Source organism: Pseudoalteromonas sp. MTN2-4 (assembly GCF_042848605.1).
GTDB lineage: Bacteria > Pseudomonadota > Gammaproteobacteria > Enterobacterales > Alteromonadaceae > Pseudoalteromonas.
Window position 1 is genome coordinate 1 of the sequence record NZ_BTGK01000003.1, and the last position, 22,994, is coordinate 22,994.

The 22,994-nt window shown below is 40.6% G+C and carries 21 protein-coding genes and 4 pseudogenes; 15 read left to right on the forward strand and 10 right to left on the reverse strand.

The annotated features are described in order from the left end of the window. The first annotated feature begins 149 nt into the window (after positions 1-149). Positions 150-989 (forward strand): peptidase MA family metallohydrolase, encoded by an 840-nt coding sequence (locus ACGHEH_RS08860; RefSeq protein ID WP_390444213.1) that lies wholly within the window; start codon positions 150-152, stop codon positions 987-989. 4 nt (positions 990-993) lie between these two features. Next, the gene (locus ACGHEH_RS08865) at positions 994-1,182 is read left to right on the forward strand and encodes a hypothetical protein (RefSeq protein ID WP_390444216.1); all 189 of its coding nucleotides are present in this window, start codon (positions 994-996) and stop codon (positions 1,180-1,182) included. 401 nt (positions 1,183-1,583) lie between these two features. Here ACGHEH_RS08865 and ACGHEH_RS08870 read toward each other — a convergent pair. Continuing rightward, positions 1,584-2,697: pseudogene (locus tag ACGHEH_RS08870) on the reverse strand (IS110 family transposase). Between the two features lie 123 nt (positions 2,698-2,820). Between ACGHEH_RS08870 and ACGHEH_RS08875 the strand changes: the two are divergent. After that, positions 2,821-3,261 (forward strand): hypothetical protein, encoded by a 441-nt coding sequence (locus tag ACGHEH_RS08875; RefSeq protein ID WP_390444218.1) that lies wholly within the window; start codon positions 2,821-2,823, stop codon positions 3,259-3,261. Positions 3,262-3,379: 118 nt separating this feature from the next. Further along, positions 3,380-4,015, forward strand: a complete 636-nt coding sequence (locus ACGHEH_RS08880; protein ID WP_390444221.1) for a histidine phosphatase family protein — start codon at positions 3,380-3,382, stop codon at positions 4,013-4,015. Positions 4,016-4,362: 347 nt separating this feature from the next. Here the strand turns inward: ACGHEH_RS08880 and ACGHEH_RS08885 are convergent. Then, positions 4,363-5,396: pseudogene (locus ACGHEH_RS08885) on the reverse strand (IS110 family transposase). Between the two features lie 138 nt (positions 5,397-5,534). Between ACGHEH_RS08885 and ACGHEH_RS08890 the strand changes: the two are divergent. Both ACGHEH_RS08890 and ACGHEH_RS08895 read left to right on the forward strand, forming a co-directional pair. After that, on the forward strand, positions 5,535-6,398 hold the full coding sequence (locus ACGHEH_RS08890) for an FRG domain-containing protein (RefSeq protein WP_390444223.1): 864 nt from the start codon (positions 5,535-5,537) through the stop codon (positions 6,396-6,398). A gap of 147 nt (positions 6,399-6,545) precedes the next feature. Continuing rightward, complete coding sequence (locus ACGHEH_RS08895) at positions 6,546-6,851, forward strand: hypothetical protein (protein WP_390444226.1); 306 nt, start codon at positions 6,546-6,548, stop codon at positions 6,849-6,851. A 435-nt stretch (positions 6,852-7,286) separates the two neighbouring features. On the opposite strand, the pseudogene ACGHEH_RS08900 reads toward ACGHEH_RS08895, so the two are convergent. Continuing rightward, positions 7,287-8,443, reverse strand: a pseudogene (locus ACGHEH_RS08900) (IS110 family transposase). Between the two features lie 238 nt (positions 8,444-8,681). Between ACGHEH_RS08900 and ACGHEH_RS08905 the strand changes: the two are divergent. The 3 genes from ACGHEH_RS08905 (at position 8,682) to ACGHEH_RS08915 (ending at position 9,880) form a co-directional block, all read left to right on the forward strand. Further along, complete coding sequence (locus ACGHEH_RS08905) at positions 8,682-8,810, forward strand: hypothetical protein (protein ID WP_390444228.1); 129 nt, start codon at positions 8,682-8,684, stop codon at positions 8,808-8,810. Positions 8,811-8,986: 176 nt separating this feature from the next. Beyond that, a complete protein-coding gene (locus ACGHEH_RS08910) occupies positions 8,987-9,544 on the forward strand; it encodes a GNAT family N-acetyltransferase (RefSeq protein ID WP_390444230.1) in 558 nt (185 codons plus the stop codon). Between the two features lie 78 nt (positions 9,545-9,622). Continuing rightward, the gene (locus tag ACGHEH_RS08915; RefSeq protein ID WP_349286476.1) at positions 9,623-9,880 is read left to right on the forward strand and encodes a hypothetical protein; all 258 of its coding nucleotides are present in this window, start codon (positions 9,623-9,625) and stop codon (positions 9,878-9,880) included. Positions 9,881-9,919: 39 nt separating this feature from the next. On the opposite strand, the pseudogene ACGHEH_RS08920 reads toward ACGHEH_RS08915, so the two are convergent. Then, a pseudogene (locus ACGHEH_RS08920) lies at positions 9,920-10,033 on the reverse strand (IS110 family transposase); the annotation flags it as partial. A 378-nt stretch (positions 10,034-10,411) separates the two neighbouring features. Here ACGHEH_RS08920 and ACGHEH_RS08925 point away from each other — a divergent pair. Continuing rightward, positions 10,412-12,121 (forward strand): ATP-binding protein, encoded by a 1,710-nt coding sequence (locus ACGHEH_RS08925; protein ID WP_390444232.1) that lies wholly within the window; start codon positions 10,412-10,414, stop codon positions 12,119-12,121. A gap of 480 nt (positions 12,122-12,601) precedes the next feature. On the opposite strand, the gene ACGHEH_RS08930 is transcribed toward ACGHEH_RS08925, so the two are convergent. After that, positions 12,602-13,063, reverse strand: coding sequence for a hypothetical protein (locus tag ACGHEH_RS08930; RefSeq protein WP_390444235.1), 462 nt, complete (start codon positions 13,061-13,063; stop codon positions 12,602-12,604). 127 nt (positions 13,064-13,190) lie between these two features. Next, positions 13,191-14,483, reverse strand: coding sequence for an anti-phage deoxyguanosine triphosphatase (locus ACGHEH_RS08935; protein WP_390444237.1), 1,293 nt, complete (start codon positions 14,481-14,483; stop codon positions 13,191-13,193). Positions 14,484-14,715: 232 nt separating this feature from the next. On the opposite strand from ACGHEH_RS08935, the gene ACGHEH_RS08940 reads away from it, so the two are divergent. The 5 genes from ACGHEH_RS08940 to ACGHEH_RS08960 all read left to right on the forward strand — a co-directional run bounded on the left by ACGHEH_RS08940 (position 14,716) and on the right by ACGHEH_RS08960 (position 18,587). Continuing rightward, complete coding sequence (locus ACGHEH_RS08940) at positions 14,716-15,540, forward strand: glucosaminidase domain-containing protein (protein WP_349286480.1); 825 nt, start codon at positions 14,716-14,718, stop codon at positions 15,538-15,540. Then, positions 15,530-16,192 carry a DUF2987 domain-containing protein gene (locus ACGHEH_RS08945; RefSeq protein WP_390444241.1) on the forward strand — a complete coding sequence of 221 codons (663 nt, stop codon included), beginning with the start codon at positions 15,530-15,532 and terminating at the stop codon, positions 16,190-16,192. The genes ACGHEH_RS08940 and ACGHEH_RS08945 overlap by 11 nt, the downstream gene beginning before the upstream one ends. A gap of 287 nt (positions 16,193-16,479) precedes the next feature. Beyond that, the gene (locus tag ACGHEH_RS08950) at positions 16,480-17,307 is read left to right on the forward strand and encodes an AraC family transcriptional regulator (protein ID WP_390444244.1); all 828 of its coding nucleotides are present in this window, start codon (positions 16,480-16,482) and stop codon (positions 17,305-17,307) included. A 139-nt stretch (positions 17,308-17,446) separates the two neighbouring features. Next, positions 17,447-18,277: an AzlC family ABC transporter permease gene (locus ACGHEH_RS08955; protein WP_390444247.1), complete on the forward strand. Its 831-nt coding sequence runs from the start codon at positions 17,447-17,449 to the stop codon at positions 18,275-18,277. Then, the gene (locus ACGHEH_RS08960) at positions 18,270-18,587 is read left to right on the forward strand and encodes an AzlD domain-containing protein (protein ID WP_390444250.1); all 318 of its coding nucleotides are present in this window, start codon (positions 18,270-18,272) and stop codon (positions 18,585-18,587) included. The genes ACGHEH_RS08955 and ACGHEH_RS08960 overlap by 8 nt, the downstream gene beginning before the upstream one ends. A gap of 101 nt (positions 18,588-18,688) precedes the next feature. Here ACGHEH_RS08960 and asnB read toward each other — a convergent pair whose 3' ends face one another. The 4 genes from asnB to ACGHEH_RS08980 form a co-directional block, all read right to left on the reverse strand. After that, a complete protein-coding gene (asnB, locus tag ACGHEH_RS08965; protein WP_390444253.1) occupies positions 18,689-20,350 on the reverse strand; it encodes an asparagine synthase B in 1,662 nt (553 codons plus the stop codon). A gap of 218 nt (positions 20,351-20,568) precedes the next feature. Continuing rightward, a complete protein-coding gene (gene pcp, locus ACGHEH_RS08970; protein ID WP_390444255.1) occupies positions 20,569-21,252 on the reverse strand; it encodes a pyroglutamyl-peptidase I in 684 nt (227 codons plus the stop codon). Continuing rightward, entirely contained in the window at positions 21,245-22,267 is a 1,023-nt protein-coding gene (locus tag ACGHEH_RS08975) for a DUF979 domain-containing protein (protein ID WP_390444258.1), read from the reverse strand. Before ACGHEH_RS08975 ends, pcp begins: the two co-directional genes overlap by 8 nt. Beyond that, the gene (locus ACGHEH_RS08980; protein WP_390444261.1) at positions 22,264-22,992 is read right to left on the reverse strand and encodes a DUF969 domain-containing protein; all 729 of its coding nucleotides are present in this window, start codon (positions 22,990-22,992) and stop codon (positions 22,264-22,266) included. Before ACGHEH_RS08980 ends, ACGHEH_RS08975 begins: the two co-directional genes overlap by 4 nt. Between the last annotated feature and the right edge of the window lie 2 nt (positions 22,993-22,994).

The window sequence follows — 22,994 nt, forward strand, 5'->3', positions numbered from 1 at the left end:
GAAAGTGGTGTGTCAACGCATAACAAGGTCGTCAACGCGGACAAAAAACTGTTGGCTGTTACGCTTCGCTTCACATTTTAGCCAACAATTTTTTGCCGATTACAACGGCGTTATGTGCTTCCAGCGCCAAGATATAAAGTTTTAATCGGATGAAATTTAAGAAACCTATAATTTGGGCAATATCACTAGTTATTATTTGTGTTGTTGCTCTTGCAATAACACAGCCTGTATTGGTCAAAGCTATCTTAGCCAAGTACAAATCTACTGATCATTTTCTAGTTCTACAAGCTGATAATCGTATTAGATACGAAGCGCCTGCAAAGCGAAGCGCTCTTATTCTGAGTGGCTTCTTAAATGACAGCCAAGGTGCAGTAGAGTACGCGCTTAACGCTAATTTCAAAAAGCCAGTGGAGATTTATATATGTGCCTCCCAGGAGTCTTTTAATGAATATGTGTTTTTATCCAAAAATGTTAGAGGGGCTGTGTATTGGGGCAAGTTGTTTTTGTCTCCAGGCGCATTCAGTAGAGGAACAGCCAAAAGATTAACTTCGCATGAATTGACGCACTACCTTTTTTATACTCACCTCGGTGAGAAAGCACATATGGAAGGAATTCCGCTATGGTTTAGAGAAGGGATCGCTGAGTTTGTCGCCAATGGAGGGGCTGATTACACAGTAGAAAAAGAAGTATTGGAATTAATGAGTCACAAGGAAAAGGAAGCCTACTTGTCAGGCAAATTGAACTTTTTGTTCTTTACTCAAAATGCAGCTGATGCAGTAACTAAAGACGGAGTTGTAAACTGGTTACTCTATAGAGTTGGTGCATTGATTGTGCATTTTATACACGACTCAAATCCCCAAGAATTCGATAACTTGATAAAGTCACTTCTATCCGGGGTTGAGTTCGGTGAAGCTCTTCAAGAATCTTATGGGAAAGATACTGAATCTCTGCTTAAAGAATTCACCCTGTATCTATCTCACGAGGATTAAAACGATGGGAAACACATCTATGACGGCTTATATCTTAGTGGCAATATGGATAATCGGTGGCTTAGCCTTATATTTCATTGGTAAACGCCGCGGTCTTAAATTTGGTTTTCTGCTCGATTTAGCAGCAGCCTTCTTGGGGCCCTTTTCTATCCCATTGGCTTTTCTATTAAAGCCCAAAAACCGTACATCATAAATGAGGCACATAACAAGCCAATCAACTTCGCGCCTTTGGCGCCGGACGCAGCAAAGCTGCGCCGGTTATTGGGGCGTTGGAATGACTCCCACTGTCAAGTTAAACACACTGATCCCTGCTTAACTTTTAAGCCATAATTTCTCATCTCGAATTAGAGCGAGTTAATACATTGGATGAAGCAAGTAATTTCGTCGGTTTTAATGGCGAAGCGTCGCCCCGGTGATATTCGTTGGTTACTCGTTTTCATGAGCAGAGCAGACCTTACTTAACTCGACGTGGCACCTGTTTTCAGTCTATGTTCGTGGTTCAATTCTGCGTTAGCAGCATTGCCATCTTAACGCCGTCGGTGGTTGTGCCACACCCGATGCTTAACCCAATGCATTAACTCTAATTCGTTCATATTAAGCGGGTACTCGAGCAATTCGTAATTTTGGATTAACGGGGACTAGCACCACTTCTTTTGCGATTGCCCAGATATAAGCAATCATTTCACGGGCAATGGCGATGACAACGAGGTTGTAATGTTTGCCTTTATTAATGAGCTTCTTATAACGTTTACAGAGTCTTAGTTGTGCTTTCCATGCGATATCAACAATCTGTTTTGGTAAGCCTTCTTGTCGTTTTTGTAACTCGGTGGATATGTTAGCAGCATGACGGTAACTATGAGCGCCTTCGACTAATAACCGCCTTGCGCGACCATTGCCACATTTAGTAATTGCGCCAATATGTCTTTTACCGCCGCTCGAGTGTTCACTTGGTACGAGGCCAAGATAGCTCATTAGTTTACGGGGATGGTCGAAGCGCGTTAAATCACCAAGCTCAGCCACAACACCAGCGGCTACGAGTAAACGAACACCGCGCATAGCCTGAATGGCTTTCACAACGGGGTAGTAACGCCACTGATACACATGGTGAGAGAGTTCGTTGTCGAGTCGCTCCAATCTTGTAATTCGTTCGTTAATGGTTTGAATAAACTCTTGTAAAACGATTTGCTGTGCTGGATGCGGCAGTACTAGTACCTGCATAGTTGATATTGTTGCGAAGAAGGAGCGCTTTTATCTGGTATTTGGCATCTTTTAAGTCTTTCATCGCGACTTCTCGAGCGCGAGATAAATCACGAACAGCTTCATCTTCCGGCTCAGGTACATAAATAGGGGTTAAGTCTTCAGATTTGAGAAGTTTTGCAAGCTTCAGAGCGTCACGCCTGTCAGTTTTTACGCGCTCCCCAGGCTTTTTAGGAATAAGCGAGGGTGCAACCACGTAGCAGCAATGTCCAAGAGAAGTAATTAAGCAGTAAACCCAATACCCACAAGGGCCAGCTTCATAAACAAAATGCAGGGTTGCACTGGGATATTTAGATTCAAATTGACTGATAAGCTTTTTAATAGCGACTTTAGAGGAAGGAATTCGGCCGTGATGGATAGGTTGAGCGCCGCGTTGGTCTTCAATATAAGCGACTTCAACAAACTCTTTATGAGTATCTAAGCCAATGAAAAGTATGTTATGTTTAGTCATGCTAGCCTTTGCTATTTAGTTATTTGACAAACTAATTATGGCTCTGGCTTTAAGCTAACCCACGAAAATGCGGAGGCTAGCACTGTGTGGGAGTCATTATGTCTATGTTTCAAGGAGGCTTAGGTGAAAATCGGACTACAGAGTAAAACCCAAGTTAAGAATGGAGTTATCCAATCATACTGGTTTGAAAACGAGAGCATTGGCTTGCCTAAAACTCTTTTCCACAGAGTAACCCTTCCTCTTACAGAGTTTGATTCTGGTTTAGATTATGATGAGCAGCCTACTAAAACTGAAATTATTTTAGATTGGTATAAACTGGACTTAAGCTCACCTTCAAGGTTAGATGGAATGAATTTGAGTCACTCAATTTATACAGATGCCGAAGGTTCTGTTTATATTGGTTGTGCTCATAACTGGTGTGATGTTAAGGAACTAATTATCACGAAAAATGAAGACGGAAGTTTCAAGGTGTCTGGAACTATTTTCGTTGAGTTTGAAAATGAAGGTGTCGGTGAAAACGAAAGTTTTACTTTTCAAACGTGTTGCGAGTACATTGAAACATAACAAACGCTTCAACCAAAGGACGCAAAACAGCAGGCTTGCGCTCCTTCGTCGCTAATTTTAGCCTGCTATTTTGCGCCGGTTAAGCGAGGCGTTATGCGGTTTTAGATAAGGACGTGCAATGAAAAGAATATGTTTAGTTACTCATTCAGAAGCCAGTCACAGTGTTGAACGTCTGGTTGGTGGTTGGTACAACTCTGAGTTAACTGAAAAAGGTGTAGAACAAGCCAAACTGATTAAAGAAAAAATTATGGAGCTGGGTTTTAATCCACACATACACAATGTCTTTTCATCCGACCTTAATAGAGCAAGACAAACCGCCGAGATTATCCGTGGTAACGCAAAAATCCATTTGGATAGTCGATTAAGAGAAATGTCTTTCGGTAAAAATGAAGGATTACCACAAGCAGACCATAATAAATTAATTCGCTTTCCACCTAAAAAGGGAAATCGTCTCGATCATCGTATTTGTGAGGGAGCAGAGTCACCAAGAGACGTGGCAGTTAGGGTTGTAGATTTTGTAAAATCAGTTTTGAGCAATAGCGATGAAAATACTATCGTCGTTGCGCATGGTTTTTCAGCTAGCTTTGTCATTGCTGCTTTCCAAATGATCGACATCGAAAGTATGGCGTACATTGATTACAAACTTGGTTCAGGGAGTATTTCGGTACTCGAAATTGACGATTATTTTCACAACCATGCTATCAAGCTATTGAACTACCAACCGCATAACAAACCAATCAACACGGACGCCTAACGCTTGGCTGGGTCGCGTTGCTCCCATTTTAGCCAAGCGTTATCCGCCGGTTATTGAGGCTACATGGACTCCCCCGATTGTCAACGAATTCACCTTTGATAATTAGATATAAGACTGCACCTCTACATTCGGCCTATTGATTGAGTATTAAACTCGGACCTAGATGAGTATTCGTTAGACGAGCTTTTTAAGCTCACTCGCCATAAACAGGCTATGGCTTCCTCGGTCTGACCTAATTGTCATCGATGCCTTCGCAGGACTCGAGTAAAACAGATAAACCTTCAAAACTAAATAAATCGTGTTACTTCATAATGGTAGCTTTAATAAATAGTGCATAGTCATTCAGATTAATTAATGACCTTGTAATCTTCTTGTTTAACCATCAGCGTCCAAATAAGTCTGGCGTTTCTTGCAGCTAATGCGACATCGGCTTTGAGATATCCACGACGAGCGATAAGCTCACGTATCCAACAACTGACTTTATCTTCTTTTTCTCTTAGATTTGCCATTACAGCTCTTGCCCCATGAACGAGGCACATTCGAAGATATTTATCACCACGCTTAGTAATTCTTCCGAGTCGTATTTTGCCACCTGTGGTGAACTGGCGAGGTACTAATCCTAACCATGCACAGAATTGGCGGCTATTTCTGAATAACCTAGGGTCAGGCACATTGGCTGTAACAGCAGTTGCAACTTGCTCACCGACACCTCGAATGGTCATTAAACGCTTGGCGACAGAGTCTTCTCTAACCTGTTTCGATAATGCTCGGTCATAACTGAGTATTTGTTCATTTGCTTGTTTAATACGTAGCCATAGATTGCTTGTCATCTCTCGCGCAAGATGGGGAAGTTTATTATCAGCGTCTTCTAAAATATCCCCAATGACATCATGTAAGCTGTAACGACCTTTGGGGATGATGATACCAAACTCGCTCAGCAAGCCTCTAAGCTGATTAATCATAGAGGTGTGCTCTTTAACTAAGCCTTGCCTAACTCTATGGAGAGTCATAACGGCCTGTTGTTCGGCGGTTTTTACAGGAACATGTCAGATATTAGGTCGCATAGCGGCTTCACAAATTGCTTCGGCATCGTTATTATCATTTTTACCGCCGGTACGAAAAGGTTCGATACTTTCGTTTATATGAAGAACGCGGCGATAATCGCCACTTGGTGACCAAGAAGTTTAAACTCTCGCGCCCAAGAATACGCACCAGAGCAGGCTTCCATGGCGATGAAGCAAGGATTGAGTTGTGCAATAAAGGCGAGTAGCTTTTTACGCGATAATGTTTTCCTGAACACAACCTTTCCATGAGCATTCATTCCAACAAGAGAGAATGAATTTTTTGCTAAATCGATACCAAGTGTTTTAATGTTATTCATGATGGATCCCTCTTATTTGAGTGTCGCACCTTAAACATGGCACAAGTGCCTAGAAAGGGGGAGTCCATCTCATTCGTTAGGCATCACTGTTCCCCTAAATTGTAGCGTTTTAGAAATAATAAAGAAAAAGAAGATTAGATGAATCAGCATAGTGAAAATATATTCTGTGAGTACACCGTTGACTCTTGGAGCGACTGTATAGAATTATTTAAAATTATTGAAGGGTGGGTCTTTAGAGGACAGGCTGATAGTGACTGGTCTTTACAAACTACCCTTGAAAGAGGGGCTAAAATAAACACTACCGATATTAGAAGTGTTCCTCAAGTAGAGCAAAATATCATAGATAAGTTTCAACGAAGAGCCGTCCATTATTTGGATAAACTTCCAGAGAAAGAAAATATTTTGGAGTGGTTATCTTTAATTCAACATCATGGTGGCCCAACTAGGTTATTAGATTTTTCATACTCTTATTATGTTTCACTATTTTTTTCAATAGACCAATCATTTAAAGAGTCTTCAGTATACTGTCTTAATAAAGATTTGGTTAAACAGAAAGGACTAGAAACAGAAGAATGGAGAGGGCTGGATGATGAGAATAAATTCGGAACTAGGGAGTATTGCAATGATGCACTTAAAGAACAAACCTTAAGCCCTTTAGTAATGCTAGTTGAGCCTTTCAATATCCATGAAAGATTATCCAGACAACAAGGATTATTTGCCGTACCTTTTGAAGGGAGGCAATCATTTGAATACAACTTGTCACTAACAGTAAATCGTTTTCAAAAAGAGTTACCAGAAAGTAGGGTAATAGATAGTTATGTTGATGAACTTGATGTACTGCAAGATGAATGTGCATTATTGAAAGTTAGGATTCCTAAGAGTTTACATAATGAAATACGTAAAGAATTAAAGCTAATGAACATTACAAGTGAAACACTTTATCCTGGAATTGATGGATTCTCTAAGTCATTATATGGCGAATTTGACTTAAATATATCTTAATTAATTGTGAGAAATGCCTAACAAAAGGCTGCAATATGACCTCCGACCACTGTCACCTTTTTTGCGATGGAGCGGCAAAAACGGTGCCATTGGCCTCCGGCAGTTGAGCCGAGCGTTAGGTTTACAAGTATATCTGGAAGCATCAGGATGAAAACGGGCAATAAAAGACTACTTATCAGCTTATTAATTATAATTGCTTTAATCACTACGGGAGCAATCTTTTGGAAAGTAGGTAAAGATGAGGTTTTCTATCTTTGTAGTAATTTTTCGGAGGGTGTAATGAAATCAAGTGTAGCTAGGCAACTTGATACAGCTAACTTATCCAGCTACACGCATTCTGTTAACGAAAGTGGTTCAACTATTGTGTTTAGTAGTAAGCTCTTTTTTGTCACCAATCAATGTGTAATCGAATTTGATAAAAGTGATAAGGTTGCCCTTGCTGGTTTTAAGTAAACCTAACAAGTGCCTAAACCAAAGGACGCAAAACAGCAGGCTTGCGCTCCTTCGTCGCTAACTTTAGCTTGCTATTTCTCGCTGGTTAGGCAAGCGTTGGTATTACTCCCACTGTCAAGTTAAACACACTGATCCTTGCCTAACTTTAAGCCATAATCTCTTAACTCAAATTAGAGCGAGTTAACGCATAGGATAAAGCAAGTAATTTCGTCGGTTATCTTGGCGAAGCGTCGGCCCGGTGATATTCGTTGGTTATTACTATTGCTAGTAACAGAGCAGACCTTACTTAACTCGACGTGGCTGCTTCACAGCGACACTGTCTTCAGTCTATGTTTGTGGTTCAATGTTGCGCTAGCAATATTGCCATCCTAACGCCGTCGTTGGTTGTGCCACACCCGATGCTTGACTCAATACATTAACTCTAATTCGTTCATATTAAGCAGGTACTCTAGATAATCTTAATTTTGTATTTACTGGTGTGAGTACAATGTGTTTTGCAATGGCGCAGATATAGGCAATCATTTCTCGCGCAATCGCGGTGACCACAAGGTTGTAATGCTTGCCTTTATTAATGAGCTTTTTATAGCGCTTGCAGAGCCTGAATTGTGCTTTCCATGCGATATCAACAATCTGTTTTGGTAAACCTTCTTGTCGTTTTTGTAACTCAGTTGATATGTTGGCAGCATAGCGATAACTATGAGCACCTTCGACTAACAATCGTCTTGCTCGACCATTACCACATTTAGTAATTGCACCAATATGCCTTTTACCGCCACTTGAGTGTTCATCAGGTACAAGACCGAGGTAACTCATCAGCTTACGCGGATGGTCGAAGCGGGTTAAATCGCCAAGCTCAGCCACAACACCAGCAGCCACAAGCAAACGAACCCCATGCATAGATTGAATAGCTTTAACAACGGGGTAGTAACGCCATTGATAAACATGGTGTGCTAGTTCGTTATCAAGTCGCGCTAATCTTGCCATTCGCTAATTTATAGTTTGAATAAATTCTTGTAAAACGATTTGTTGTGCGGGGTGCGGCAGTACTAGTTCAGTGAGCCACCGTAAGTGTTTGAGAGACCAGTTTGCAGTGCCTGCATAGTTGATATTGTTACGAAGGAGCAGTGCTTTTAGCTGGTACTTTGCATCTTTTAGGTCTTTCATTGCGACCTCTCGAGCACGAGATAAATCACGAACATCTCCATCTTCCGGCTCAGGTACATAAATAGGGGTTAGGTCTTCGGACTTAAGTAATTTAGCTAGTTTAAGGGCATCACGCTTGTCAGTTTTTACGCGCTCACCAGGTTTTTTAGTAATGAGTGAAGGGGCAACTACGTAACAGCAATGTCCAAGAGAAGTGATTAAGCGATAAATCCAGTAACCACAAGGGTCAGCTTCATAAACAAAATGCAGGGTTGAATGAGGGTATTTAGACTCAAACTGACGAATGAGCTTCTTTATGGCTAACTTGGCTGAAGATACTCGTCCAAAATGAATGGGTTTTGCACCCCGATTATCTTCAATGTAAGCGACTTCAATAAACTCTTTATGAGTATGTAAGTCATTGTGAAAAGTATGTTGTGTTTAGTCATGCTAGCCTCTGCTGTTTAGTTATTTGACAAACTAATTATGGCTATGGCTTTAAGCTAACCCACGAAAATGCGGAGGCTAGTACCGTGAGGGAGTCATAATGTCTATGCACTTATTACAAAGTTAGTTTTTTGTTTAGAATAATTGCTATAGTGTAGTTCTTCCATTAAACATTTTACGATAAGAACTTACATTACAGGTTAAGAGACTACATAGTTGAGTTTTTAAGGGGTACTAAATATGAGTACAGAATCTGCTCAAGAAAAATCTAGTAATAAAAGCACCATATTAAAAGCAGTTTTAATTGGCTTTGCAGTTGGTGTGGCATTTATGTTGACCGCAAAGTTTGTAAATTTCGTTATTATGTAATTGCTATGCTTTTGTGACAGGCAGTTAAAATTAGGGCTAACAATATTAGTACCTTGTGCATCAAAAGATGATGAAGCGAAAGAACATTTTAAAGTTGGCTATGGGTCCATTGTTCGCTAATTTTAGCCAACATTAATACGCCGTTTATTAAGGCGTCATATTTCAAGGAGGACTAAGTGCAATTTCCAGAGCTAGCAACACCTCGGTTGATTCTTAATGAGTTATCAGAAAGTGATAGCCAGGCTTTACTTGATATTTTCTCTGATGAAAACGTTATTAAATTTTACGATATTGATGTTTATGATTCTGAGAAACAATCTTTGGAGTTAATTAAATTTTTTAATCAACGATTTGCTGACAAAAGTGGTGTTCGTTGGGCTATTCGAGTTAAGAGTACGGGAAAGTTAATTGGTACGTGTGGTTTTAACTCAATAAACCTAAAGATGAAAAGTGCAGGTATTGGGTACGAGTTGTCCTCAAAGTATTGGGGGGTTGGGTATGCTTCCGAGGCCGTTAGTAAGATTATACAATTTGTATTCTCTAATGGCCAACCATTAGGTGAACTCTACCGTATTCAAGGTGATACTATGATTGGAAATACAGCTTCTGACTCGGTGTTAAAAAAGCTGGGTTTCAAAGAGGAAGGAATTAGGCGTTCCAGTGGTTTTTGGAAAAACGAGTTCCATGATTTAAAGTGTTTTGGCTTAATAAAGCCTGAGTTTAAAGAAATATAATAAGAGACTAAACCAAAGCTAACTTTAGTCTGCTATATTGTGTCGGCTAAGCAATGCGTTATTCGCCAAGGAGGTAATGTGGAAAATAATTACTGGTTCATCATTTTAGCTTTTGTAGCTCTATTAAATTTAGTTGTTTCTATTTACTTGGCTAAGAGGACTGATTTAGAAGCTTTTCAAAAAATAGCTCAGATTATTATTGTTTGGCTAATTCCAGTATTTGCACCGGTTGGGTTGTGGTTATTCCACCGCTCACAAGATGCACCTTTTAGTTCATCAAAGCCTTTGGGCGGTGGTTCAAGCGATAGCTCAAATATCACTGGTGGCGGAGATTAAAAGGCTTATTGCAATTGACTATGGCGTCAATAACAAACTTTAAACTTTTGGCGTCTCCCACATTACACCATCTCTGAGTATAGAACTTAAAAACATAATTATTTTGCGAACGCACGCTATAGATGCCACTTTGCGCGGTTTGCTTGCTGTGACAAACTAGGTTGTACTAAAAGCAATTTGGTTACGAGTAAACATTTTAATTATCAGGACCTTTAAAGGTTACATCTTCTGTTTTTAGTTAGAACAAATGATGTTCTTGATTCTGTACCTGATTATGCTTATTGGTATACACATATATCTTGCTGCGATGTTATATCTTACGTATAGAATGAGGCCTCATCAAATTTAGAAAGTAGGTCATGTAAGCTCAGTTTAAACCGTATAAGAAGGAGAATTTCTAATTATTGAGGTTAAATAAATTAAAATGCCAAAAAACATTGATATTTTTGCTCAAGATGTCTTAATTATTAAGTAAAGAAAATAAAAAATAACTTTTTCTTCCAATACTGTATCGGATTGATCAAAACAGCTATGAGTGAACAAAAAATATTTCTTTTCAAAGACTTTCCTGCACAAATACTTGCACTTGATTTCGAAGATAAACGCAAGTTATTACTTCCTTCAATTTATTTTTGCGTCGCTTTTTTCTTCTTATACTATACTTTTCTAATAGTTCCTAAATTTGGCACTGATTCAGTTGTTTTCATTATCGACAATATTGGTGGGTTATTCATTATTTCAGGTTTCATCGTGAGTTATTTTTTATCACGTGTTTACAAAAACCACTTCGTGCTTTTTTTACCATCATTGATGTCAGTATTCACAACGTCACTTTTTCTGCTTCATCAACCTTTTTATGAGTCGGTTGATCACCTATGGATCTCTTCACAAATTATCGGCATTATTTTCTCAATTTACTTAGGTAGCCCTAAGTGGAATGTCTGTTTATTCATACTTAATGCACTTATTCCTCCATTAATTGGTGTTTTTTCAGATCATCTCAGTCCAACAAACATTATTTACAAACAAGCGATTGTTTATTACGCCAGCGTGATATCTATTTATTTGTCATACAGAGTTTTAGAAGGAAAATCTGAACTTGCACTAGCAAGAGATAAAGCAATAAATACAGAAGCGTTTAAATCACAGTTCCTTGCCAACATGTCACATGAATTACGCACACCTATGAATGGCGTTTTAGGGAGTCTGCAATTACTCGAACGTGAACCACTTAATCATAAGCAGCAGCAACTTCTATGTAATGGTATTTCAAGTTCAAAGCTTCTGCTTTGTGTGCTTAATGACATACTTGATATTTCAAAGCTTGAATCACGCCAGCTTAAACTTGATATTAAAAGTGAAAATATTGTTTTGACTATTGAAGAAGCAGTCAGGGAGATGAGCTACCTTGCTTCTGAAAAAAAACTTAGCTTGAACTTTAAATATGACCTAGAGATGGAACAGTTTTGGCAATTTGATTCGTTGAGACTCAAACAAATCATGTTGAATCTGTTATCTAACGCAGTAAAGTTTACCGAGCAAGGCCAGGTTTCTGTAAATCTTTCACAAAAAACGACGAACTTGGAAATCTCTGTTTCTGATACTGGCATTGGCATGAGTGAGGATTTTCTTCAGCAAATTTTCCAACGTTTTACACAAGCAGAGCCGTCTACTTCAAAGCAATATGGTGGTACAGGCCTCGGAACCGCAATTTGTTTTGAGATTGTTAGTTTAATGAATGGTCAAATCGAGGTGACAAGTGAGTTGGGTAAGGGAAGCACTTTTACCGTAAGTTTGCCTTTGCAAGTGAGTCAAACTCATGATGTAGAGCAAGTAAAAGAACAAGATATAAAGGTGCCAAATGGCGAAGGGCTTACAACTTTAATTGCTGAAGACAACATGATCAACTATGTCGTCTTCGAGGCGATGATGTCACCCACAAATACACATATTTTATTTGCTAAGGATGGGGTAGAAGCCATCGACTTATTTTCAAAGTCACATGTGGATATTATCTTTTTAGATATTCAAATGCCTAATATGGACGGTATAGAAGCATGTAAAGCAATTAGACAACTGTCAAATAATATACCGATCATAGCAATAACTGCTAACCTTTTTGAAGATGACATTAGAAAATATGAAGAGGTAGGCTTTGATGGGTATTTATCTAAGCCATTGGACATGCAAAAACTATATGACCTTTATGCTTCATTTACTCATCAAAGTAGGGCTAATTAGCCAACTAAGCTTTCGTAATCTTTAAAAGTTAGTGCGGTTATGAACCGCAGATTTCTTGTTAACTTGCAAGCTTATATTAATCGACTTCTCCGAAAGCACCATAAAAATAACGCGATTTGCAGCCCAGCTACCCCGCTGTAAAACCACAGTGTGTCTATACCCCCTGAAATGAATATGACCATGACGCTGAATAAAAGAAAACCACCTAAATAGCACCAATGACTGCCGTTAAAAAACTTAGTTGCAATGAAATGAGTCGGTAAGCCGAAAATAACCCAGCCAATAATAGAAAAAGTAAAGTAAAAGAGGCCAACAAAGGTAATTGAGGTGTAGAAGTAATATAAATCAATTGAAACATAACTTGATTCGTTAGACCAAAACAGCACCATGAATGGAATAAACGACATCAAGATGGCTCTAAATATTGAGTGAAAGCTGTGAAGCACTGGTTTTTTATTGAGGCACAACAGAGTGCGGGAGCTAGGTTTCATCGTCTTCATTTAACATCGCCATTAGAGCAGGTCTTACCACAGACAGAATGAGCACGATTATGACAATTGCACCGAGTGCTAACCTAACGGTTTTAAAAAACCATGGCGTTTGCCATATCTCTCCAGTTTCTTCTTGTAACTTTTTCTGTTTCATGAATTCGTCATAAGCTTTATTTAAATCTGCGTGTTTGGTGATTTCTGGATACTCGATAACATAGTCAATTTTAGCCAGCGAGATCCGTGCAAGCTCAGATTGTGCTTGGTCAACATAAAGCATGTGGTTTTTAACATCAGCGCGATATTGAATACGCTCTTGATCTAATACATCGGCAATTTTTACCGAGTCGACTAAGCGCATGTCTTGAATAAGTGGTCTATAGATAGGGCTTTCGCTTCTGGCCCATATAATAACAAAAATGGCTATGATGAGTGATATACCAAGTGTCATCATTAATTTGAGTTCTTTTGTGATAAGTGTATTGATGTTGTTTCTCCAAAACTTCGATTCTAAAGCTTTAATTCATAATAGTTATTTTCTTGGAGGCCCATTAAATCACAGAGCCTCAATGACTCTTCTTTTAAACCGCTCCCGCAAACAATCTCGCATGTGTCTTTCTCGCATATTCATCAGACATGCCCGATAAATAGTCGGTTAGTACGCGCATTCTCGCATTTTCATCTTTTGCTTCTTCAAAGATCACTTGGGTTGTGTGTGGCAGTAGTCGCATTGGGTCGCTGGCGAATGCTTTGAATAAATCCATTAAAAGGTTTTGACCGCTGAATTCTATTTGCTGCATTTTGGGCTCGCGGATGAGTCGCTCGTAAACGAAAATTTTCAGCACTTGCAGAATTGCTGCGAACTCGGGTTCGAGTTTCACGGTGTTTTTAAGTAACTCTGATTCAAACGCGTCGTTTTGTTTTTGCATGCTGCTGTTTACAATGAATAAGTTTACAAGCTCGCCAATGGCGTCTTTTCTGAGTGACTCGTCATCTGAGAATAAGCGCTGCGTGAGTGCGTCTAAGTTTTGCTTTAACCAAGGTGAGTCCAGCGCTTTGAGTTTTGGCATGGCATAGTTGTGCCAATCAGAGGCCGACAATGTCTCAGTGGCAATGGCGTCTTCTAAATCGTGAACGGCATAGGCGATGTCGTCAGCCATTTCCATGATGGCGCAATCGAGCGACTTAAATTGGGTTTTATTTCTAAAGTCATCCCAAGGTTTATTCGATTGCAGTAAGTCTTTATCGGCGTTTGAGAAAGGCGCGAGTACCCAGTCAAAAATGTCTTGGTCGCAGTTATACACGCCTTTGGCTGGCAGCCAGTGGTGGGCAGTAATAAATGGCGAAGCAGGGTCGTGCTCGGCTTGCGAGTGCCAAAGTTGGTTGATTAATGCCGGATATTTTATAAAGCCCAGTAAGGTGCGGCGAGTAAGGTTCATGCCGAACCCTTTTGAGTAAGGCTCAAGTTTGGCGACAATGCGCAGTGTTTGGGCGTTGCCCTCAAAGCCACCGTGTTCGCGCATCATAAAGTTCAGTGCGGTTTCTCCGCCATGACCAAATGGCGGGTGGCCGATATCATGCGCTAAACATAAGGTTTCAATTAAGCTTGTGCTTGGAAACAGTGAAAAATCAGGATGGCTATTTTGTAAGTGGCGTAATAAGCCGGTACCAATTTGTGCAACTTCGAGCGAGTGAGTTAGTCGGGTGCGGTAAAAGTCGTTAACGCCAATTGACATGATCTGAGTCTTGGCTTGCAGTCGCCTGAAAGCGGCTGCATGAATAATACGAGAGCGGTCAACTTGAAAAGCTGAGCGGTTATCGTTGGGTCTATTTTTACGTTGTTCACATCGTCTTTGCTGCCAAATCAAGTCCATAAATCCTCGAATATTCCTCATTCAGGTGTATCAAAATAGTGACATAATCTCAGCGTATTTTGGGGTAATTCGCCTTTATTGGCGAATTTATATATAATTACGCGCTTTTGAGTTCATTAATAGTATACATAGTGCAGGTTACAATTGCTTTTCGCAACGCATAAAGTGTGGTGTTTAGCAGGTAACAACCCATTCATGGAAGCGGGGAATGTGCTGTTTTATCGGAGAAAAAATGCTAAGAAATTTACTTAAACTGGTTATTGCTGTGGTTGCAATTTATGGTTTGATTTACCCATTTATTCAGCCTGAAGAAGTGATTGAAGAGGTGGTTGAAGCGCCTGTTCAAGAGCAGCTACCAGTAAAAAAAGTGGAAGTAGAAAAACCACTTCATGATGTAGAGTTACCAGACTTTGCAAATATCAAAGATGTAAGAGCCAAGAAAAAGGCATTCTTTGATTTCATAAAACCTCATGTAGTAAAAGAAAACCAAGCTATTTTGCAGCAACGCGCGTCGATTGAGATTGCATTAATGATGCTGCAATTTGAAGAAGAGTTGACCTCAACACAAGTTAAAAAACTAGACGATATTTTTGCTTATTACCGTTTGGGTGATGCCGACTATACAGTCGAAAGTCTACAAACTGCTTTGGTACATGTTGATATTATTCCAAAAGAATTGGCGCTAATGCAGGCAGCCAATGAATCGGCTTGGGGTACATCAAGATTTGCACGAATTGGCCTTAACTTTTTTGGACAGTGGTGTTACAAGAAGGGCTGCGGTTTGGTTCCTAAAAGACGCGCAGACGAAGCTGCCCATGAAGTTGCAGCGTTTAAGTCTGTGAGAGCCAGTGTTAAATCGTATTTTAGAAATTTAAACACCCATAATGCGTACACCGAGCTAAGGGCAAAACGTGCACAATTACGTGCTGAGAAAAAGCCAATTGATGCAACAGAGCTGACTGCAGGCCTGCTTTCTTATTCTGAGCGCGGTGATGCGTATATTGAAGAATTAAATGACATGATCCGTCAGAACAAGGCTTATTTTAATGAAGAATAAATTTTTTGCGCTCGCGTTAGCGGCTATTGGGTTTGCTCAACCAGCTATGGCCGATAACTTTGTAGTGTCTTACGATGGCTTTCACGACCGTTTGAAGGTGATTGAAAAAGGTGAGTTCGAGTTTGCCCGCGTTAATTTTTACATTGTTGATATTGCTACACTTGAGCCGTGCAAAATTGCCAAAGGTAAAATTGTAACTGAGAACAGTGAAACGCCTTTAACTTACACTGAAGACGCGCAATTACTACTCCCTTACGACGACAAGCTAGACAAAGACAAAGCGGTATTGGTCATCGAGCCACAAAACCCAAAGCATGATTGTCAGTTAAAGTTTCAGATTGAAGCTGAACACTTTGGGTTAGAAAATTTAACCAAAGCTGACATTTATCAGCTTCATCATGAGTTTGATGAATTATTATCGGACTTATCTGGCTTCTTTGTAAGTAAGCTAATGAGCTTTTTATTGCCATCGCAGAAAGGAGTCTCGGTTAAGTTTGATAATCAGGTTGCTTTCAAGCAGCCCGGTGTCAGTTGCGCGAATAACGTGTGTAAATTTACAGTGGAAGACAGCTGGGAAGGCGATGATTTTAAATTTACCAGTGATTCCATGAGTGCAAAGCCTGTATTAATCACACCTTGGATAGAGAAATAAGCGTTTAAATTAACGGTTTCTTTTATCGACCTTGAGAAAGCGGTGAGTTATGAACTCAGCGCTTTTTTTATGGGGGTTAAACCCGACATAAAGTCGGTACTACCGGGGTTTTAGAATTTGTGAAGAGGCTTGATGCTTCTTTGTGGGTTTGCGGGTTTTGATCCGACATAAAGTCGGTGCTATTGAGATGTGGTTTATAAAATAGGGCATTGAAACAGCAATTTTGTACAAAACAGATTGCTTAAATAGTGTTATAAAAGAAATACTATTATTTAGAGGCAAATCGGTTGGCAAAAGAGCAGGCAAAATATCACTATGCCGATGTATTAAACGGCCTTGAGGTAGTCGATGCACAATATGAGCGACAAACCTTTTCTAAGCATGTTCATGAAGGCTATACCATTGGCTTGATTGAGCAGGGGGCGCAGCGTTTTTATCGCAGTGGGGCAAATCATGTTGCTGCTCAAAATAGCATTATTCTAGTTAATGCCGATGATGTTCACACAGGCGAAACAGCAACGGCGGGTGGCTGGAAATATAAAGCCCTTTATCCGACTGTTGAGCACTTTAATCAAATCTCTAAAGATTTAGTAAATAATCAAAGCCTCACACCTTATTTTAAAGACTCTGTGATTGAAGATGCTCGAATAGCGGCCCAGCTCAGATGTATATTCGAACAGATTGAAAATGGGGCATCAAAATTACTTATTGAAACGCTGTTGTACAGTACCTTGGCACAATTAGCGGCTGGCTATGGTCGTCATGTCGAAGCTGTAAAAGCAGCCAGTGTTGATGTACAAAAACTCAAACTCGCGAGAGAGTTTTTAGACGAATATACCCAAGTTAACGTCTCGTTAGAGCAGCTAGCTAATATAGTTGGCTGCAGTAAATTTCACTTTGTGCGCCAATTCAATCAGGCATTTGGTATCACGCCCCATGCCTATCAAATTCAGGCCAGGCTTATCAAAGCAAAGAAGATGCTTCGCACTGGTGCATCGATTTTAGATACCGCTATCGGCTGTGGTTTTCACGACCAAAGTCATTTCAACCGCCATTTTAAAAAAGCATTGGGCACAACCCCTAAACAGTTTCAACTCACGTCAGTAGTAGCCTAGCTAAAACCAACCCTCAAAATAGAACACTTATTTAAGAGGATGGGTATAAAAGCAATTTACGAGCGCAACTTTGTACAATAAATTGTTTTGCACACTGATTATGCTTTAACGATAAACTATTCATCGTTGAGCTTTAAATATGGCATCATCCAAACCCTTAATAGAAGAATTAGACAATACAGCACCTATGCAAGCTGAAAATCAACAAGGTAATTTGAGTATTATTGTGCGCGGGTTCATTGATATGTTTCCGCTCTGTGTGGCTGTGATCCCGTGGGGGATCTTATGTGGTTCTTTAGCCATTCAAGTTGGGTTGTCGCCTTGGCAGGCACAGGCCATGTCTTTGTTTGTTTTTGCAGGAGCCGCGCAGTTAGCTGGCATGCAATTAATTGGCTTGGGTAGCCCTGCTATGCCGATTTTATCTTCAACATTTGTAATAAGCTCTCGTCACTTATTATATTCAGCAGTTTTTCAGAGTTACGTGAAAGATTTACCCTTGTTTAAACGTTTCGTTTTTGCCTTTTTTTTAACAGATGAAATGTTTGCGTTGACTAACGCCTACATCGCAAAACATAAACGTTTTTGTTATGTATATGCGGTTGCGTCGGGTATTGCCTTTTATGTGATGTGGAATCTAGCCACGCTGGTGGGCATAGTGGCGGGTAATAATATAGAGAATCTGCAAGCCTACGGATTGGAGTTTGCGATTGCGGCAACTTTCATCGCTTTAGTGGTGCCAGCCATAAAAGACAAACCCGTTTTTATGTCGGTATTGGCAAGTGGTGTCTCTGTTCTGATTCTAGAGCTGTTAGCATTTGAGTATGCATTAATTGCCTCAACTTTTATCGGTATGTTTACTGGGTACTACTTTGCAAAAAAGAGTTCAGCAAAAGAGAGTACCACAATAAAGAGCGAAGCGAAGAAGCGTGCCGTGAGTGTCGAAACTAAACAGGAGTTAAGGGATGAATAACGATCTATTGATAGTATTAATGACTGCCATCACTTTCTCATGTCGATATCTATTTTTTATGAAGTCACTACCAATTAACTTGAGCCCGAGAGTAAAACAATTGTTGCAGTACACAGCACCATCAGTGTTGACTGCAATGTGGGTGCCGATTGTGTTTTTAGGACATAAAACGGAAGGCGTTGCGTTTTTTCATAGTCCATTTTTGTATGCTGGATTAATTACAGTGTTGGCGAGTTTAAAAATTAAAAATACCTTGGCAGTGGTGGTTATAGGTATGGGGTCATTTTTGATACTGAATTGGGTTTTATGATTTGAGAGTGAAAAGCTAAAAGCTAAAAAGTCTGGAGTTATACCCCGCGTAAACAAAACGCAGCTAAAAAGCTGCGTTTTGTTTAGAGTAAAAAGTAAAATTTAATAAGCGTCGTTATGCACTTTTGCTGCGCGACCAGATGGGTCGGCATTTTCTTGGAATGCTTTATCCCAAGCTAAAGCCTGCGGGGTTGAACATGCAACTGATTTTCCGTGTGGTACACATTTCGCAGCGGCTTCACCTGGGAAGTGCTCTTCAAAGATTGTGCGATAGAAATAGGCTTCTTTGCTATCAGGGGTATTGATAGGGAAGCGATATTGCGCATTTTCAAGTTCAGAATCAGATACTTGCTCTTCAACAAACTCTTTCAAAGAATCAATCCAAGAATAGCCTACGCCATCAGAGAACTGCTCTTTTTGGCGCCATAACACTTCATCAGGTAAATAGCCGTCGAATGCTTCACGAACGATATGCTTCTCAATGCGGCCATCTTTACACATCTTGTAATCAGGGTTGGTGCGCATGGCAATATCAACAAACTCTTTGTCTAAGAATGGTACGCGCGCTTCAACACCCCAAGCGGCCATTGATTTGTTCGCGCGCAAACAGTCAAACATATGCAGTTTTGAAACTTTACGGTTTAACTCTTCATGGAATTCTTGCGTATTTGGCGCTTTATGGAAGTATAAGTAACCGCCAAATAGCTCATCAGCCCCTTCACCTGAAAGTACCATTTTAATGCCCATGGCTTTAATTTGACGCGACATTAAATACATTGGCGTCGATGCGCGAACCGTAGTTACATCATAGGTTTCAAGGTGATAGATCACTTCTCGTAGTGCATCTAACCCCTGTTGAACGGTAAAGTGAATAGGGTGGTGCACTGTACCAATTTCATCTGCAACTTTTTGCGCCGCAGCTAAATCAGGTGAGCCTTCAAGACCAATAGAAAAAGAGTGTAGTTTAGGCCACCATGCATCTGACTCATCGTTGTCTTCAATACGTTTCGCGGCAAACTTTTGCGTTATTGCCGAAATAACCGATGAATCTAAGCCGCCAGACAGTAATACGCCATAAGGTACGTCACACATAAGTTGGCGTTTAACTGCAGCTTCAAGACCGTCTTTTACTTCTTCAGCACTGGCTGGGTTGTCTTTTACAGCATCAAATGACTGCCAGTCACGTTGATAGTAGCTATGTAGCGAGCCTTCTTTTGAATATAGATAATGACCCGGAGGAAACTCTTCGATGCTGGTGCAAATCGGTGTTAGCGCTTTCATTTCACTGGCGACATAAAAGTTGCCGTGCTGATCGCGACCCGTATAAAGTGGAATAATACCAATGTGGTCACGACCAATTAAATAAGCATCGTTTTCTTCATCGTATAAGCAGAACGCGAAAATACCGTTCAGATCGTCTAAAAACTCAGGGCCTTTTTGTTTGTATAGCGCTAAGATGACTTCGCAATCTGATTCGGTTTGAAATTCAAAGTCAGTGGTTAAGTTCGCAGCAAGTTCTTTGTGGTTATAGATTTCACCGTTTACTGCGAGAATATGGGTTTTCTCAGGATTGTATAGTGGTTGCGCACCACTTGAAACGCCAACGATTGCTAAGCGCTCATGGACTAAAATGGCTTTATCTGATGAATAGACACCTGACCAATCTGGGCCTCGATGTCGCAGCTTTTTAGACATCTCAATTGCTTGTGTTCGCAACTGAGCGGGATCTGTCTTAAGTTCTAGTACTCCAAAAATAGAACACATAATTACCTCATTCCTGTTAATTGCTGTCTGCGCATTGCCTGTTTTGTCAGGCATAGTTAAAGAATTGTAAAATTGCGCAGGTACAGCCTCTATAACTAACAGAAAATTTTAGTTAAGTCACATAGATAATTAGGCTTAAAATGAATTTTTTATGTCAAAGTTGGTGCAATAGCAAAGCGCTATTGCACCAATATGAAAAAGAGGGTGAATTGCTGTGATTAGTGTGTGGTGCCAGCGGCTAATTTGAGATCAGCCTCGCTTGAAAGTCCATTTTTTATCAATAGCTTGAGTGCATCAACAACCGTTGTTTGACTCATGCTTGGTGCACCACCGTGGTGCACAGCTTGCTCTGGCAAAAATGGAATATGGATAAAGCCACCTCGGATTGATTCGTCGTTCTCACCAAAATGGCGCGCTATATAATGCAGTAAACCAAACATCACATGGTTGCACACATAGGTGCCTGCCGTATTCGAAACTTCAGCCGGAATACCTGCTTCAACCAAGCCTTTAAACATGGTTTTGATAGGCAACTTGGCAAAATATGCAGCGGGAGCATCAGTAATTATGGCAGTATCAATGGGTTGGTTACCTGCATTGTCGGCAATGCGGGCATCGTCGATATTAATGGCGATACGCTCAATTGAAATATGAGAGCGGCCGCCTGCTTGACCAATGCACAATACTAAGCTTGGCTGATGTTTTTCTATCGCTTGATATAAGTGTTCAAGGGAGCGGCCGAACTCACAAGGCAACTCTACACATTCAACCTGGTGGTCATTAATGCTTTGACCATGTAATTGTTTTACCGCTTGCCATGATGGGTTAATACTTTCTCCACCAAAGGGTTCAAAACCCGTCAGGAGCACGGTCTTTAATTCGGTCTTGGCCTGTTTAGTCATTAAAGATCACTCCGTACATTAAGAAAATATTGATAATAAGTAATGCAATGGCCGTTGGGATCTGCACTTTAATAACTTGATATTTGTCTTTTAAATCAAGCAGTGCGGCAGGCACAATATTAAAGTTCGCAGCCATTGGCGTCATCAGCGTACCGCAGTAACCAGAATACATGCCTATGGCAACAAGCGGTGCTGCAGCGGCGCTGTGGCCTTCAATTAAAAACGGTAGGGCGACACCCGCAGTCATCACAGGGAAAGCCGCAAAGGCATTACCCATGATCATGGTAAATAGCGCCATACCAACACAGTACAACACCACTAACATAAAGCGGTTATCTGGCGAGATAAATAGCTTCACGAGGTCTTGAATAGCCGTGCCGGTATTAGCCACGATAAAGACACCACCTAACATGGCGAGCATTTGCGGTAAAATGGCCGCCCAGCCAATTGAATCTACCAAACGGCGCGATTCAGAGAGTGCTTGGAAAGGCGAGCCTGAGGTAAAACGCCAAGCAACAATCAGTGCAACACCACATGCGAGGGTGAGTGAAGCAAGCGTTACATGTTTTTGGTCAAATAAATACACCTCAGCAATATTCAAATTACTTAAGAGCAATGTACAGACCACAGTGACGACTGGGATTAAAACTGCGGGCACAAATAACTTATTGCCTATTCGCTTAGCGTCACTTTCAAGTTGCTCTTCTGATGGCTGATGGTAAGAGCCCATCGAGACTTTGCCAAAGCCAGCAAGTAAGGCAATGGCGATGACACTAAAGCCAACCCACTGATAGGTGAGAGACTCGCCAATTAATTGTATTGAGAGATCACCAAATAAAAATACATTACCAAACAAGAACCAAAATAGGGCTGTGGTGTATTTTTGCGGATGCTGTTTATCTTGTAAGGTTTTAACCACTAAAAACATCACAACAAATCCAATCAAAAGATAGATGTTTTCAATTGAAATAATGGCTGTGCTATTCACTGTATTCTCGTTTACTGGGGCACTCATGATAATGCCCCCTCAGCGTTTTTCGTTTGCTGTGATTTATGCTCTGCAATGAGGTTTCTAATTTTTGCTTCAAAGCGCGCAAGACGGAACAGGTGAACGATTAAAGCGGCGATAGCAGTTGGAATAGCCCAAAGACCAATGTGTAGAGGCTCAATGCCCGCAATGCCATTTTCTTTTAAGAAGGCGTCCATCAAAAGTACAGCGCCAAAAGCAATAAAGATATCTTCACCAAAAAACACCGCGATGTTGTCGCAAGCCGCGGCGTGGGCACTAATTAAGTCTTTAATTGGTTTAGGTAATTCACCATGCGTATTCGCGGCGGCACCTAATGCCATAGGGGCAAGTAATGGGCGAACTGTTTGCGCTTGGCCCGCTAGACTTAAAAGGCCTAGCGCCGCAGAGCATTCACGTACCACAAAATACATGCTTAAAATACGGGCGGTTGTAGCGCCTTTAATGACAGCAATCCAAGTTTTTGCTCGCTGCTGCAGACCGTAGCGTTCTAGAATAGCTATCACAGGCAAGATAAGTAAAAAGCTAGCGAGTTGGCGGGAGTTCATAAACTTTTCGCCAAAGGTTTCGATTAAGGCGATAAAGTCCATGTCCACAGCTATACCTGTGGCAAGACCTGCCGCGGTCACAACCAGTAGTGGGTTGAACTTTAAGGCAAAGCCAACCACAACGACTAGAATGCCAATCAGCGGCATATAGTTTAAATCAAACATGA